Source organism: Limnobacter parvus (assembly GCF_024623725.1).
Taxonomy (GTDB): domain Bacteria; phylum Pseudomonadota; class Gammaproteobacteria; order Burkholderiales; family Burkholderiaceae_B; genus Limnobacter; species Limnobacter parvus.
This window is the reverse complement of record NZ_JANKHG010000015.1, coordinates 36,018-49,699: the sequence shown is the minus strand read 5'-3', so window position 1 is coordinate 49,699 and position 13,682 is coordinate 36,018. Positions and strand designations below refer to the sequence as shown.

At 51.2% G+C, this 13,682-nt stretch carries 17 protein-coding genes; 11 read left to right on the top strand and 6 right to left on the bottom strand.

Annotated elements, in window-relative coordinates; genetic code table 11:
* Positions 1–4: 4 nt before the first annotated feature.
* Positions 5–1,033: a CDP-6-deoxy-delta-3,4-glucoseen reductase gene (locus NSP04_RS05185; protein ID WP_257511282.1), complete on the bottom strand. Its 1,029-nt coding sequence runs from the start codon at positions 1,031–1,033 to the stop codon at positions 5–7.
* On the opposite strand from NSP04_RS05185, the gene NSP04_RS05180 reads away from it, so the two are divergent.
* Positions 1,025–1,987, top strand: coding sequence for a Rossmann-fold NAD(P)-binding domain-containing protein (locus tag NSP04_RS05180; RefSeq protein WP_257511281.1), 963 nt, complete (start codon positions 1,025–1,027; stop codon positions 1,985–1,987). The two genes, NSP04_RS05185 and NSP04_RS05180, sit on opposite strands and share 9 nt — an antisense overlap.
* 17 nt (positions 1,988–2,004) lie before the next feature.
* Here NSP04_RS05180 and NSP04_RS05175 read toward each other — a convergent pair whose 3' ends face one another.
* From NSP04_RS05175 to NSP04_RS05165, 3 genes are read right to left on the bottom strand one after another with little or no spacing between them, the layout of a single operon-like run.
* Positions 2,005–2,280, bottom strand: coding sequence for a polyhydroxyalkanoic acid system family protein (locus tag NSP04_RS05175; protein ID WP_257511280.1), 276 nt, complete (start codon positions 2,278–2,280; stop codon positions 2,005–2,007).
* A gap of 50 nt (positions 2,281–2,330) precedes the next feature.
* Positions 2,331–3,458, bottom strand: coding sequence for a TRAP transporter substrate-binding protein (locus tag NSP04_RS05170; RefSeq protein ID WP_257511279.1), 1,128 nt, complete (start codon positions 3,456–3,458; stop codon positions 2,331–2,333).
* A gap of 1 nt (position 3,459) precedes the next feature.
* Entirely contained in the window at positions 3,460–4,146 is a 687-nt protein-coding gene (locus tag NSP04_RS05165; protein WP_257511278.1) for a LutC/YkgG family protein, read from the bottom strand.
* Between the two features lie 213 nt (positions 4,147–4,359).
* Between NSP04_RS05165 and fdxA the strand changes: the two genes are divergently transcribed.
* The 7 genes from fdxA (at position 4,360) to NSP04_RS05130 (ending at position 9,703) form a co-directional block, all read left to right on the top strand.
* Positions 4,360–4,683, top strand: a complete 324-nt coding sequence (gene fdxA, locus NSP04_RS05160) for a ferredoxin FdxA (RefSeq protein WP_257511277.1) — start codon at positions 4,360–4,362, stop codon at positions 4,681–4,683.
* 32 nt (positions 4,684–4,715) lie between these two features.
* Positions 4,716–5,522 (top strand): ferredoxin--NADP reductase, encoded by an 807-nt coding sequence (locus NSP04_RS05155; RefSeq protein ID WP_257511276.1) that lies wholly within the window; start codon positions 4,716–4,718, stop codon positions 5,520–5,522.
* Between the two features lie 114 nt (positions 5,523–5,636).
* Positions 5,637–6,872: a polyhydroxyalkanoate depolymerase gene (locus NSP04_RS05150; protein WP_257511275.1), complete on the top strand. Its 1,236-nt coding sequence runs from the start codon at positions 5,637–5,639 to the stop codon at positions 6,870–6,872.
* Positions 6,847–7,515, top strand: a complete 669-nt coding sequence (locus NSP04_RS05145; RefSeq protein WP_257511273.1) for an RnfABCDGE type electron transport complex subunit B — start codon at positions 6,847–6,849, stop codon at positions 7,513–7,515. Before NSP04_RS05150 ends, NSP04_RS05145 begins: the two co-directional genes overlap by 26 nt.
* A 7-nt stretch (positions 7,516–7,522) precedes the next feature.
* Positions 7,523–8,155, top strand: coding sequence for an endonuclease III (gene nth / locus NSP04_RS05140; protein ID WP_257511272.1), 633 nt, complete (start codon positions 7,523–7,525; stop codon positions 8,153–8,155).
* Positions 8,152–9,246, top strand: coding sequence for a hypothetical protein (locus NSP04_RS05135; RefSeq protein ID WP_257511271.1), 1,095 nt, complete (start codon positions 8,152–8,154; stop codon positions 9,244–9,246). Before nth ends, NSP04_RS05135 begins: the two co-directional genes overlap by 4 nt.
* 22 nt (positions 9,247–9,268) lie before the next feature.
* Entirely contained in the window at positions 9,269–9,703 is a 435-nt protein-coding gene (locus NSP04_RS05130) for a DUF1841 family protein (protein ID WP_257511270.1), read from the top strand.
* A 325-nt stretch (positions 9,704–10,028) separates the two neighbouring features.
* Here the strand turns inward: NSP04_RS05130 and NSP04_RS05125 are convergent, their stop codons facing one another.
* Both NSP04_RS05125 and NSP04_RS05120 read right to left on the bottom strand, forming a co-directional pair.
* Positions 10,029–10,361 (bottom strand): c-type cytochrome, encoded by a 333-nt coding sequence (locus tag NSP04_RS05125; RefSeq protein ID WP_257511269.1) that lies wholly within the window; start codon positions 10,359–10,361, stop codon positions 10,029–10,031.
* A 22-nt stretch (positions 10,362–10,383) separates the two neighbouring features.
* A complete protein-coding gene (locus NSP04_RS05120; protein ID WP_257511267.1) occupies positions 10,384–10,725 on the bottom strand; it encodes a c-type cytochrome in 342 nt (113 codons plus the stop codon).
* A 196-nt stretch (positions 10,726–10,921) separates the two neighbouring features.
* Here NSP04_RS05120 and NSP04_RS05115 point away from each other — a divergent pair, with 196 nt between their 5' ends.
* From NSP04_RS05115 to NSP04_RS05105, 3 genes are all read left to right on the top strand, one after another.
* A complete protein-coding gene (locus NSP04_RS05115) occupies positions 10,922–11,764 on the top strand; it encodes an AAA family ATPase (RefSeq protein WP_257511265.1) in 843 nt (280 codons plus the stop codon).
* 14 nt (positions 11,765–11,778) lie between these two features.
* Positions 11,779–12,954: a vWA domain-containing protein gene (locus NSP04_RS05110; RefSeq protein ID WP_257511263.1), complete on the top strand. Its 1,176-nt coding sequence runs from the start codon at positions 11,779–11,781 to the stop codon at positions 12,952–12,954.
* A gap of 69 nt (positions 12,955–13,023) precedes the next feature.
* Positions 13,024–13,611 (top strand): outer membrane lipoprotein, encoded by a 588-nt coding sequence (locus NSP04_RS05105; protein ID WP_257511262.1) that lies wholly within the window; start codon positions 13,024–13,026, stop codon positions 13,609–13,611.
* The last annotated feature ends 71 nt before the right edge of the window (positions 13,612–13,682 follow it).

Below are 13,682 nucleotides of genomic sequence, written 5' to 3'. Positions count from 1 at the left end.
CAAATCAGGTACCAATTGAATCAGCCATGGAAGTAAATGAGTCCGCATAAAACTCATCTTCAGGCAAACCACACACTGCCGTGAAATCGCGTTGTGCCGATTCAATCACAATCGGTGCGCCGCAGGCATACACCTGGTGTTGACTGAGGTCGGGAAAATCTTCCATCACGGCACGATGAACAAAACCGGTTCGGCCCTGCCAGTTGCAGTCGGGCGTTGCAGCCGACAACACTGGTATAAATTTAAAGTTGCTGTGTTCCAGCGCCCATTGCTCGGGCAACGCCTGCATGTACAAATCAGCTTTGGTGCGTGCCCCCCAATACAACACAAATTCGCGCGTGCTGTTTTTGAAAAAGGCTTGTTCAAGCAACGATTTGATTGGCGCAAAACCGGTACCACTGGCCAACAGCACCACCGGTTTGGTGGTGTCGTCTCGCAAAAAGAAGGTACCAAGCGGCCCTTCAAAACGCAAAATTTCTCGTTCCTTCATGGTGCTGAACACATGGTCGGTGAACACACCACCCGGCATGTGCCGAATATGCAACTCAATGCCACCCTCCTGGTAAGGCGCATTGGCCAGCGAATAACTGCGCCGCGTGCCATCGCGCAACATGAACTCGATGTACTGGCCGGCATTGAACTGCAATACCTCGTTGGCAGGCAGCTGCAATTTCAAAACGGCCACGTCCGCAGCAGGCTTTTCAATGCTTTGCAAACGGCATGGCATTTTCTTGATCGGAATATCGCCCAGGCCGGAAAGCTCGCGCACTTTCAACTTGATCGGACTCAAGGGCTTTGCACAGCAGGTCAGCACTTTACCGCGCACGCGTTCTTCCTCGCTCAACGCACGGGCCTGATAAGTGCCGTATTCAACCTGCCCCTCAATCAATTCGGCCTTGCATGAACCACATGCACCGTCTTTGCAGCCATATGGCAAAATAACGTTTGCGCGCAGTGCCGCAGACAAAATCGTGTCGTCGGCCTCGCATTCAAATTGTTTTTGACTGGGAAGAACTTCTACGTTGTGAATCATCAAACTACTTTCCGTGACAGCGACAAACCCATGGGGCTATTTTTCAAACGCAGTTTGCCCCGGCGCTTTCGGCAAAGCAAAATATGCATTGCAGGCTGTGGGCAAGTGGGCTTGGTCTTGTTGCAAACCTATCCAGATCAATATTTTACAGCCACTTACCGCCCCGGGGTGGATACGACGGCAAAGCGAAGTGCCATCGTTGCGCACAAGGCGCGCCCAATGGCTGTTGACCTGAATTCCAAAGCGGATTTGTTGCGCTTGATTTCACTGGGGCACCGAATCATCTGGATGGCACCGCCCAATTCAGCAGTACCCATCGACAACACACTAAAAAAACTCGTGCTGTGGTCTGCCACGCACGCGCATCTTTTTGGCAAGCCAGCACCTCGAATCAGCTATGTGTCTACCACCGGTGTGTATGGCAATGCGCAAGGCCAGTGGATCAATGAGTACACACCGCTGAATGCGCAATCGGACCGGGCCAAGCGGCGCGTACACGCTGAAAGCCAACTGCGCCTTGGCTTGAAACATGGCGTGCATATTCATTTGCTGCGTGCCCCTGGCATTTATGGCGATGAACGTTTGCCGATTGATCGCTTGAAAAACGGCACCCCCGCCTTGTTGCCCGATGAAGATGCATGGTCCAACCACATTCATGAACTTGATTTGGGTCGCCTATGCCATTGGGTGAATTACAAAGGGGGCGTGTTTAATGTGGTGAATGCCTGCGATGCCAAACCCAGCAAAATGGGCGATTATTTTGACCTAGTGGCCGATGCATTCGAACTGCCGCGCCCACCCCGATTTTCGCGTGAACAAGTCAAGCAAATGGTCAGCCCTATGATGTGGAGCTTCATGTCGGAATCACGGCGTATTGAATCGCTGAATCAAAAGAAACTGGGGTTTCGCTTGCGATACCCCAGCGTGGCAGATTTCCTGAACCGAAAAGCCTAACGGGCAATCCGCGCGTTTCAGGCAAACATCTTGTCGATGTTCTTGTCGATCTCAGTTTGAATTTTTCCCTTGAACGCTTTCAACATAAAGCCCAGGGAAATGTCTACGGTCACGTCTTTGTCGGTCACATCCAGCTTGCCCTTCACGCCGGAACGCGTGAAGTTCAGCGTATTGCCCTGCCACTGGCTGTCCAGTTGAAATTCCTTCTGCAATTGGTCGGCTAGTTTTTGAGCAGTTTGCTTGGCTTCTTCCAAAGACATGTTGTGTTCTTTGCGTGCATGAATGTCCGACATGGTTTCTTTCTCTTCGAAGTGTGGTTGCTAAATATTAACCCAGCACGGGCTTACACGGTAGAGAACCAAAAATCGAAAGCCATTTTATTGGAAGGTGTAAGATCAATTTCAAAGCCAACCACCCGTTTTGCAAACCGCATTTGCGAATCAATAATGCGTTTGAAAATTCGGCTACTGGCTGATTCGCGCGCGATTATTTTTCTCCAGGCGTTTAGCTGGGCTTTCAGAATATCGTCGGGGGTAATAAAATAGCGCACGCCCTGTTTGCGGCGCATTTCTTCATAATCGGTTGAAAAACGGTCAGACGCTTTCCAGCTTAAATCGGCTGATGAAGCCTGCAGGGCGTAACGAATAATCGACCGCAATGCGAAGGGCAAGCTGTCAAAGCGCTGTTTATTGAATATGACTTCAAACACTTCACTGCTTTGATGAAAACTACGGATCATGCACACTGACGACACACTGGGAAACCCCAAGGCACGATCTGAACTAGGGTTGTTGAATTCCGCTGCATCAATCAAGCCCTTGTCGAGCCAAGGCACAATATCGGCAGGTTGCAGCGCCGTTGTATTCAATCCCAATTCTTTGAACACCTCAGCAGCCAAACCAACAGCGCGAAAACGCAAGTTTTCCAGATCCTTGATACTTTCAATTCTGTTTTTGAACCAGCCAAGTGGCTGTGGTGTCAACGGTCCATACATGAAACCCTGAATATTCAGGTTCATCTCTTTTTGCACCAGTTCGTCATAAAGCTGTTGACCACCGCCGTATTGGAACCAGGCCAAAATTTGATTTGAACTCATACCGAAACTGGGGCCGCTTCCGAACAAGGAAAAAGCCGCATGGCGGTCGTGCCAATATGTAGGTACGCCATGCCCACCATCCAGTTGGCCCTTGTGCACCGCATTTTGGATACCGAAGGCTTTCACTATGCTATTGGCAGGGTACACATCGATGCGAAGCTCACCACCCGACATGTCATTTACTTTTTTTGCAAAATCCTGCGCAAATTCATTAAAAATGTCTTTGGTTGGCCAGGTGCTTTGAAACTTAAAAACAATTGGACTGCTTGTTTTCGAAACTGCAGGAGCCTGTGCGTGGACGCTTGTCGATAAAGCACCACCCGCGCCCGCAGCCAAGGCTGTTTGAACAAAGCGTCGCCTGGAGTCGTCGCGCATATTACTTCCCAACCAGAATAAGATGCACCCGGTAAGGTCCATGCGCACCTAGCACAATGGTCTGTTCAATGTCTGCGGTTCTAGAAGGGCCCGATACAAAATTTAAAGCACGTGGCATCACACGGCCCTGTTCGCGCAATCGCTGAAAAGCATCTTCCATGGTGTGCACCACTTGGCTTTCATGGACAATCGCAATGTGGGTTTCGGGCAGCAAGTGGGTACTGGCGGGCTCATCGGGTTTGCTAGCGAACACCAGCGTGCCGGTTTCCGCCACGGCGCACGCCACAGCACTAATACCGATCAAGTCGTCGCCTGTGGGCGCACCCAAGCGGCTTTCATGGCTTAACACCGACCAGTCCAGGTGCTTCAAGGCCGGCCATATCGCCACAGTGCCGTTCAAATTCTGTTCTGCAAGGTAATCGGCGCAGGCATTTGCGGCCTCGGCTTCGGATTTCACGCGGCGCACGGTGCACAGCATGCCCTTAGACTTTTCCTCAAACAGCGCCACCACGTTCTCAACTGGCTTTGGCAAAGGCCCCCTTGTTTTACGCGCCAAATAATCTTGCGCCAAACGCAGTTCGTTGCCATGCATTGTTTCGGGCCTGGACTGCAGGCTGCGAATTCGCTTCAGAATTTCAGACCTTGCCTGTGAAGTGTCCAGGTCATCGTCATTGAAAGAATGGCTCAAAGTGCACCTTTAAATTCGGCAGTCGTGGTTGTCAAGTGGGGTTCAACATCACGCCTTACCCTAGATTCATAGCGTCCATTATAGAAAAACAAGATGGAACTTACGCCTAGGGTATGCCCCATGCCAGTGAATGATTTCGAGTGGGGCCTCAGGTGCAAAGCACTCCAATCGATTACAATACGACGTTATCTTGTCGAATCACGCATCCTTACCATGACACACGTAGTTACCGAGTCCTGCATCAAATGCAAATACACCGATTGTGTGGATGTATGCCCAGTTGATTGTTTCCGCGAAGGTCCCAATTTTCTGGTCATCGACCCCGATGAATGCATCGACTGCGCAGTATGTATTCCTGAATGCCCAGTGAACGCGATTTACGCTGAAGAAGACGTACCCGCTGACCAGGTCAAATTCATTGAAATGAACGTTGATTTGGCCAAAGACTGGCCAAGCATTACACGCATGAAGGCGCACCTGCCAGATGCGGACGACTGGAAAGACGTGAAAGACAAATTGCAGTACCTTGAGAAGTAATGACTTCCTGACGGTTTTACCAGAGCAGTTTTATGAGTGAAGTTGAAGACAAATACACCCGGGAAACCATCACCAGCCTTAAAGTGTGGGTACCGGGAAAACTGTTTTCCTTCACTTGCACCCGCCCAAGCGGGTTTCGATTCACTGCCGGGCAATTCGCCCGGCTCGGCGTTGACAACACGTTAAATCTACCAGGTGAGCCAGAAATAATCTGGCGCGCATACTCCATGGTGTCAGGTCCATACGATGAACATCTTGAATTCTTTTCCATCGTTGTACCTGACGGCGCATTCACCAGCCACCTAAGCCAACTTGAAGTGGGCTCGCCCATTTACATCGACAAAACCAATTTCGGCTTTTTAACCACAGCGCGTTTTGAATCCGGAAATGACCTGTGGCTGCTGGGGTCGGGCACCGGCCTGGCACCTTTTCTTTCCATACTGCACGACCCACAAACCTGGGAGCAGTTCGAGAACATTGTGTTGGTGCACAGCGCCCGAACAGCAGAGGAATTGGTTTATCAAGACATGATCAATGGGTTTACCGAGCACCCGGTGCTCAGCGAACTGATTGATGATGTGAAAAAGCGCTTCTTCTATGTGCCCGTTGTCACCCGCGAAAAAATCCATGGTCACCTCTCCGAACGCATCACTATGTTGTTGGAAAACGGCCAGCTCAGCGAACACACTGGCCTGCATTTAAGCACAGATAGAAGCCGCTTCATGATTTGTGGTAACCCTGAAATGGTGACCGACATCCGCAAGGTACTTAAAAGCCAAGGCTACTCGCCTGCGCGCCGCAACAGCCCGGGCGAAATTGCAGTAGAAAACTATTGGTGACTGAAGACGCATACAAACATGTTGCAACGCAGCATTGTTTGCAAGATAATCGTCTGTATCCTGACGCATAATTGTCATATCAAGACAATCGCCTAATAAAGCCGGAGGCAACACATGCTGTACCAAATGCACGAATTTCAGAGAGCCATTCTCAACCCAATGACAATTTGGGCGGAAGCAGGCTCCAAGCTATACAGCAACCCATTCAGCCCCCTGGCCCACATGCCCATGGCCCGCCGAATTTCCGCTGGTTTCGAGTTAATGTACCGTTTGGGTAAGGAATATGAAAAACCCGAGTTCGGCATTAACATTGTGAAATGTGGTGACCGTGAAGTAACGGTAATTCAGGAAATTGTTGAAACCAAGCCCTTTTGCAAGTTAATTCATTTCCGCAAAATGGTACCTGCGGAATCAAAGCCCCTGAAGCCTCAACCCAAAGTATTGGTGTTTGCGCCCTTGTCAGGCCACCACGCTACTTTGCTGCGCGATACAGTGAAAACCCTGCTGCAAGATCACGATGTGTACATCACCGATTGGGTAGATGCGCGCATGGTGCCATTGTCGGAAGGTGCTTTTCATCTAGACGATTATGTGCATTACTGCATTGAATTCATTCAACTTCTTGGCCCAGACGTCCATTTGATTTCAGTGTGCCAACCCACCGTGCCAGTGATGGCTGCAGTTTCACTGATGGCATCGAACAACGACCCCAAGCAGGCCAAAAGCATGACCATGATGGGTGGGCCAATCGACACCCGTGAAAGCCCGACTGAAGTGAACAACCTGGCCACCAAGAAGCCATTTTCCTGGTTTGAAAACAATGTGATCTACAGCGTGCCGCACACCTACCCTGGTTACCTGCGCCGCGTATACCCTGGCTTTTTGCAGCACTTGGGATTCGTTAGCATGAACCCGGACAAACACGCGCAAAGCCACTACGATTTCTACATGCACTTGGTCGAAGGCGATGGCGAAAGCGCTGAAAGCCACCGCCAGTTCTACGATGAATACAATGCCGTTCTCGATATGCCCGCAGAATATTACTTGGACACCATCAAAACCGTGTTCCAAGACCACGCCTTGCCCATGGGCACTTGGGAAGTTCGCGGACAGCTGGTAAAGCCCGAAGATGTAAAAACTGTGGCGCTGCTGACTGTGGAAGGTGAACTCGACGATATTTCAGGCCCGGGCCAAACCAAAGCGGCCTTGGGCTTGTGCAAGAACTTGCCCGCCGCCAAGAAAGAACACTACGAAGCCAAGGAATGCGGACACTATGGTATCTTCAGCGGTCGCCGTTGGCGCGAGAAGACTTACCCGAAAATCCGTGAATTCATCGCCAAGAATGCATGAAGCGCTTGTACAAGAAATAGACAACCTGCTGCCACAAACCCAATGCACCCAGTGCGGGTTTGCGGGCTGCTTGCCTTACGCCACTGCTCTGGCCAAACAAGAAGTTGATTTGAATCGCTGCCCCCCAGGCGGCAAGCCCACTATCAGGGCACTATCCAAGTTGCTCGACAAACCTGAAAAGCCAGTGGACCCCGCTTGCGGCATTACTATCGAGCGACACATTGCCAGCATCAACCCTCAGCACTGCATTGGCTGCACCTTGTGTATTAAAGCATGCCCGGTCGACGCAATCGTGGGCAGCAGCAAGCGCCGGCATGCCGTGCTGGCTGAATTATGCACAGGTTGCGAGTTGTGCATACCGCCCTGTCCTGTAGATTGCATCGACATGGTGTTCCTGCCTGAATTCAGTGATTGGGATCAAACCCAGGCACACGCTGCACGCGCACGCATGCAAAACCGTGAAATTCGCCTGGAACGCCAAAAAGAAGAACAGGCCATGCGCCTTGAAGCCAAAGCCATTCATAAACTGGATGAGCTTGATGATTCACCCAGCCCTGACGCCGCAGCCAAGAAGGCCGTGGTTCAAGCCGCACTGGCCAGGGCACGTGCACGCAGACAAGCCGAGAAAACCACAGAAGCCTGAACATGTCATGAACAAAGAAAAGCGCACCGAAATATTCACGCGTTTTCAGCAGGCCAACCCCGAGCCGAAAACCGAACTTGAATACACCACACCCTTTGAATTGTTGGCTGCCGTACTACTTAGCGCACAGGCAACCGACAAAGGTGTAAACATTGCCACCCGCAAACTGTTCGCAGTGGCCAATACACCCGCCGCTATCGCAGCCTTGGGCGTAGAAGGTGTTGAACAGTACATTAAGACAATCGGGCTGTTCCGCTCCAAGGCAAAACACTTGGTACAAACTGCTGAGATACTACGCGACAAGCACAATGGCGAAGTGCCGGCCGATCGCGACGCCTTGGAAAGCCTTCCTGGCGTGGGCCGTAAAACAGCCAATGTCGTATTAAACACCGCATTTGGTCAACCCACCATGGCGGTAGACACCCATATCTTTCGCATCAGCAACCGAACCGGCATCGCACCCGGTAAAGATGTGTTGCAAGTTGAAAAGCGCCTTTTAAAATTGGTGCCCCCAGAATTCATGCTAAACGCCCACCACTGGCTTATTTTGCACGGACGCTACGTGTGCAAGGCACGCAAACCTGAATGCACTCGTTGTAGTATCGTGGACTTGTGCGAATTCAAAAAGAAGACAATATGAGCCACGCAATTTGTGTTCAGATATTTGAAGAGGCCACGCTGGATAACGCGCAGCGCGTCATCGAGGACGCTGTTCAGAAAGCAGGCTTGCGCAGGCATTCGGACTACATCAGCCGGGTTGTGTTGCTTTGCACCCCGCACTTCGCACCCATCTTGCAAGAAATAGCGCAACACTGCGTGGGTAAAACCAAATGCATGAATGTGTGGGGCGGTTGCGCCTCGGGCCTGCTGGGCGAGGGTCAGGTATTCAGCAACGAACCTGCAATTTTGGTGGCCGTGTTCGGCAAAGAATTCGAAGTACGCCAAGAAGGCATTCCAACTGACCATGCAGCGCTTACCTTGTGCATGGTAGAACATGAACAGGTGCTTTCAGACCATTGGGAAATTGCTGAGTGCGAGCCCGACTCAAGCATTGTTGCGGCCGACACCTTGGGGCTTTTGTCCTATGGCGCCAATTACGCAAAAATGCCGCGTGTTGAACATGGTCGAATAAGCGGTGAAGCCATTTGCTCCACCGAGTTGTTGGTTTTAAACCCCCTGTTGCTCAACTCAGAGGGGCTCACCTTCCTAAGCCCTGCCAAAGAAGTGAGTGAATGCAACGGGCTTTTCCTGATTCAAGTGGCTGAAGAAAAAGCGGCAGTGGCCCTGAAATGCCCCAGTGAGCAACCGCGCCCAGTCGGCTTGCGGCTACAAGTGGTGCATGAAAAAGGCGAAAGCTGGATACCCGTGATGGAAATTCATGCAGACGGCACCTTGGGTTTGGCCGCACCAGTGCTGAAAGGGCAAATGGTTCGCTTGGCTCACCGCACGCCGAAAGCCATTGACCGGGAAATCAAGCAGTGGATGCCTGCCGTGAACAAGCATTTTGATCAGAACGCCCCCCAGATTGGCATTTTGTTTGCCGGCTTTGAGCGCAGCCAAATGTGCCACGCCGATGACAATGACATTGCCACGGTGCTAAACCACTTTCCGGAAACTGAATGGATTGGCGTGTTCGGGCAAGCGGCTTGGCTCAACAACGGCGACACGGTGGTTACACCACCCAGAAACAATCGACTTAGCCTGTGTCTGTTTAACAGCCCGCAGGTGTGAACCCGCAAAGGTGATTTAACCCATGTTCAACCCGACTCGAGACCAAGCACGCCTGTTTTTCCTGAACAGCTGGAAGAAATACCACAAGGAAGATCCGCTTAGCGAGGCCGAGAGTCTGGCCTTGCAGTGGATGACCCAGCACCCGGAATACTTTCCGATTTTTGATGCCGAACCTGAAGCAATTCTGGCAGCGGATTATTCAGTGGAAGCGGGGCAAAGCAATCCGTTTCTGCATTTGTCCATGCATTTGGCTGTGGCCGAGCAAGTCAGCATTGACCAACCGCCGGGTATTCGCGATGCGTTTACAAAACTTTGCGCCAAAATGGGTGATGAACACAAGGCAGCACACCAAGTGTTTGAATGTTTGGCTGAACAAATTTATCAGCAACAAAAAAATGGCGTGGCTTTCAGCAGTGACAACTACATTCAATGCATTCTGGAACACAGCGGGGTTTGATTGATCGGCGCAAGTTTCTGCTCAATCGGCAGTGGGTTTGCTTGTTTCGCACTTTAAGAAAATTGCCCCGTTTGAATTCAGCCTCAGCGTTCGGCTGGAAGCCGACACAAAATTCGGCCATCCTTTTTGCCGAATTTTGTGAGCAAGGATAAATTCTAAAAGGGATTAAGCGATTTTCAGTGCGGAACAGGCAACCCACGACGAGATGGCCTGAAGCAGCGCCGAATTGGCGAAAATACAGGCAATAAAAAAACCCGCAGTAGAAATAAATCCACGCAGGTTCTTTCAAACAGGCCCGGCCTATAAGCATAGGCCAGTGATCAGCTTACTTCTTCAGATACAAATCACCTTCCAGCGACGCAAAGAAGGCCGACAGGTCTTTGATGTCTTGCTGGCTTAAACCAGCTGACATACCCGTCATGATTGCGTTGTTGCGTCCGCCTTTCTGATACTGCTTCAACGTATTGGCCAGGTAGTCAGCATGCTGACCGGCCAGCTTGGGGTAGGAAGGGTCCATGGTCTTGTTCCAATTGCCTTCAACAGCGTGGCAGGCCGCACATTGTGCTTCCGCCTTGGCTTTGCCTGCTGCAATATCGGCAGCCTGAACAGAAAATGACGCTGCAAACAAAGCAGCCGCTATTGCGAATGTAGTTTTCATTTCAATGTGTCCTTGTTGCGAATCACTTGGCTTGTGCGTAGTACGCGGCCAAATCAGCGATGTCTTGTTCAGTCAGGGTTTCAGCAATACCGCGCATGGTCGGGTGCTTGCGGTCGCCTTTTTTGTAGGCCAGCAAAGCCGCTTCAATGTACTTGGCATTTTGGCCGGCAATGAAAGGCACGTTGTAAACTTCAGGGAAGCTGGCCTTGTAGCCTGGAATACCATGGCAACCAATGCACATGGACTTCTTGGACGCGGCAGCTTCGGCGTTGCCTTCAACAGCCTGGGCTGGGGCAGCAAAAGCCAAGCCCGCCAACAAGCTCATAGCGCCCATGGCGCGAACAGTCAAACCGATACGTTTCATCTCGCTCTCTCGTCAACAAATGTAATTGGTGGCCAGCCGCTCTAGGGCGCTGGACAAAAACCTTGCCATTTTACGGTTGATCGGGCACTTAGTCTATGAACAGCTTGCTGAAAGCGCCAATTTGGATGAAAAATTCAGCAAATCGCCCCTAAATTGCACTTACACTTACCCTATCGAATTACAAGGAATTACAAAAATGCGTTTTGAAGGTAGCAAAACCTACGTCGCCACGGAAGACCTGAAACTGGCAGTAAATGCCGCAATTACCCTGCAACGCCCTTTGTTGATCAAAGGCGAGCCTGGCACGGGCAAAACCCTACTGGCCGAGGAAGTGGCTGAATCATTGAATCTGGAGCTGATGCAGTGGCACATCAAGTCAACCACCAAAGCCCAACAAGGTTTGTACGAATACGACGCCGTTAGCCGCCTGCGCGATTCTCAACTTGGTGACGAGCGGGTTAAAGACATCGCCAACTACATAGTGAAGGGCGTGTTGTGGCAAGCCTTCGAGAGCGACAAGCCCGTGGTGTTGTTGATCGATGAAATTGACAAGGCCGACATCGAGTTTCCCAACGACCTGCTGCGCGAAATCGACCGCATGGAGTTCTTTTGCTATGAAACCAAGCAATTGATCAAGGCCAAGCACCGCCCCATCGTGATCATTACCTCGAACAATGAAAAAGAACTGCCAGACGCGTTTCTGCGCCGGTGCTTCTTCCACTATATTCAGTTTCCTGACAAAGCCACCATGGAAAGCATCGTGGCCGTGCACTTCAAGAACCTGAAGAAAGAACTGCTAGACGCCGCCATGGCCAGTTTTTTTGGCATTCGCGCCTTGCCTGGCCTGAAGAAAAAACCCACCACATCCGAACTGATCGACTGGCTACGCCTGTTGCTGGCCGAAGACATTCCAGCCAGTGCCCTGCAAGCCAAAGATGGCAAAGACGCCATTCCACCCATGCACGGCGCCTTGCTGAAAAACGAGCAAGATGTAGAGCTGTTTAACCGCTTGGTGTTCATGGCCCGCCAGGGTCGCTGATTAGGGTTTTTGCTGTGCTACTGGATTTTTTCTTTCAACTTCGCGATGCCAAAATTCCCGTGACTGTGCGGGAATACCTCACCCTGCTTGAAGGGATGAAGGCACAGTTCATGACGCCCAGCCTGGACAATTTTTATCATTTGTCCCGCCTTACCCTGGTCAAAGATGAAAGGTTCTATGACCGCTTCGACCAGGTATTCGGCAGCTATTTCAAGGGGCTGGAAAAGAACATGGATTTGTTCGCCCAGTTGCCCAAAGACTGGCTGGAGAAGCGTTTCAACCGCGAGTTCACCCCTGAGGAAATGGCCGCCATTGAGGCAATGGGTGGGCTCGACAAACTCATGGACCGCTTGAAAGAATTGCTGAAGGAACAAAAGGAACGCCATGAGGGTGGCAGCAAGTGGATTGGCTCGGGCGGTACGTCACCTTTTGGCAACAATGGCTACAACCCGGAAGGTGTACGCATTGGTCAGGATGAAAGCCGCAACCGCCGTGCCGTGAAAGTGTGGGACCAACGCTTGTATCAGGATTATGACGACGAGCTGGAAATTGGGACCCGCAACATCAAGATTGCCCTGCGACGGCTGCGCCGCTTTGCACGTGAAGGTGCGCAGGAAGAGCTCGACTTGGACAACACGATCGAGTCCACTGCGCGCAATGCAGGCTGGCTGGATTTGAAAATGCGCCCTGAACGCCACAATTCAGTAAAGGTTTTGATGCTGCTGGATGTGGGTGGATCGATGGACGATCACATTCGCCGTACCGAGGAATTGTTCAGTGCAGCGAAAAGCGAATTCAAACATTTGGAGTTTTATTACTTCCACAACTGCGTTTATGACTTTTTGTGGAAAAAAAACCACCGTCGCCACAGCGAGCGATTTCAGAGCACAGACATACTGCGCACGTACAACAGCGATTACCGCTTAATTTTTGTTGGCGACGCCACGATGAGCCCCTACGAAATACTCCAGCCTGGAGGCTCGGTCGAGTACAATAACAAGGAAGCTGGCGCAGTGTGGTTGCGCCGTTTTCTTGATCGTTTTCCGAAGGCCGTCTGGCTGAATCCGGAACCCGAAGGGCTGTGGCAATATCGCCAAAGCGTTGAAATCATTCAAAAAGTAATGGAACACCGCATGCACCCCCTAACGGTCGGTGGGCTCGAAACTGCAATGCGATATCTTAGTAAGTAATCCTTGTATTCCTTTTTCTGACCCTCCTCGTTATTAGCAACACAAACACATTTCGTGTGGAGATAGAAAATGGAAAATAAACGTACTCACCCATTGATCATTACTGCTGCTGTAGCCATTATTTTGGCCAGCGCAATCGCAATTGCATCCATGACAGGCATGCTACCCAGTAGCGAAGCCAATATGAGCGACCAAGAAATCGCCCAAATGGAAGAAGAAGCACGCATTGCAGATGAAGCCAAGGCCAAAGAGGAAGCTGCTGAAAAACGAGCAGCCACAAAGGCAGCTGCAAAACCAGCTCCTGTTCAAACTGCGGCAACCTGTAGCACCTGTGGCCGCGTGGTTGAAGTTCGTCAAACCACCATTCAAGGCGAAGGCTCCGGTATCGGTGCTGTGGCTGGCGGCGTAGTTGGTGGCTTGTTGGGCAACCAGATTGGTGGCGGTAGCGGCAACAAGGTTGCCACGGCGGCCGGCGTGGTTGGTGGTGCAGTGCTGGGCAACAAAATCGAGAAAGATCGCAAGTCGAGCACACAGTATGACGTTGTTGTGCAGTACGACAATGGCGGTTCAGACGTGTTCAGCTTCAGCAACGCACCAAGCTGGCAGTCTGGCGACCGTGTAAAAGTAGTCAACGGTCAGATCACCTCTAGCCTGTAAACCCGCTCATCTGTTTACAGGATTCGTTTGGTCACCCAGAAATGGGTGGCCTTTTTCATTTAAAGCGGCAA

Bases quoted from the DNA above. Each gene is read 5' to 3' on its own strand.
- NSP04_RS05125 (WP_257511269.1), bottom strand. From the start codon at position 10,361: ATGAAAACTACATTCGCAATAGCGGCTGCTTTGTTTGCAGCGTCATTT.
- NSP04_RS05135 (WP_257511271.1), top strand. From the start codon at position 8,152: ATGAGCCACGCAATTTGTGTTCAGATATTTGAAGAGGCCACGCTGGAT.
- fdxA (WP_257511277.1), top strand. From the start codon at position 4,360: ATGACACACGTAGTTACCGAGTCCTGCATCAAATGCAAATACACCGAT.
- NSP04_RS05130 (WP_257511270.1), top strand. From the start codon at position 9,269: ATGTTCAACCCGACTCGAGACCAAGCACGCCTGTTTTTCCTGAACAGC.
- NSP04_RS05120 (WP_257511267.1), bottom strand. From the start codon at position 10,725: ATGAAACGTATCGGTTTGACTGTTCGCGCCATGGGCGCTATGAGCTTG.
- NSP04_RS05150 (WP_257511275.1), top strand. From the start codon at position 5,637: ATGCTGTACCAAATGCACGAATTTCAGAGAGCCATTCTCAACCCAATG.
- NSP04_RS05185 (WP_257511282.1), bottom strand. From the start codon at position 1,033: ATGATTCACAACGTAGAAGTTCTTCCCAGTCAAAAACAATTTGAATGC.
- NSP04_RS05175 (WP_257511280.1), bottom strand. From the start codon at position 2,280: ATGTCGGACATTCATGCACGCAAAGAACACAACATGTCTTTGGAAGAA.
- nth (WP_257511272.1), top strand. From the start codon at position 7,523: ATGAACAAAGAAAAGCGCACCGAAATATTCACGCGTTTTCAGCAGGCC.
- NSP04_RS05115 (WP_257511265.1), top strand. From the start codon at position 10,922: ATGCGTTTTGAAGGTAGCAAAACCTACGTCGCCACGGAAGACCTGAAA.
- NSP04_RS05105 (WP_257511262.1), top strand. From the start codon at position 13,024: ATGGAAAATAAACGTACTCACCCATTGATCATTACTGCTGCTGTAGCC.
- NSP04_RS05155 (WP_257511276.1), top strand. From the start codon at position 4,716: ATGAGTGAAGTTGAAGACAAATACACCCGGGAAACCATCACCAGCCTT.
- NSP04_RS05170 (WP_257511279.1), bottom strand. From the start codon at position 3,458: ATGCGCGACGACTCCAGGCGACGCTTTGTTCAAACAGCCTTGGCTGCG.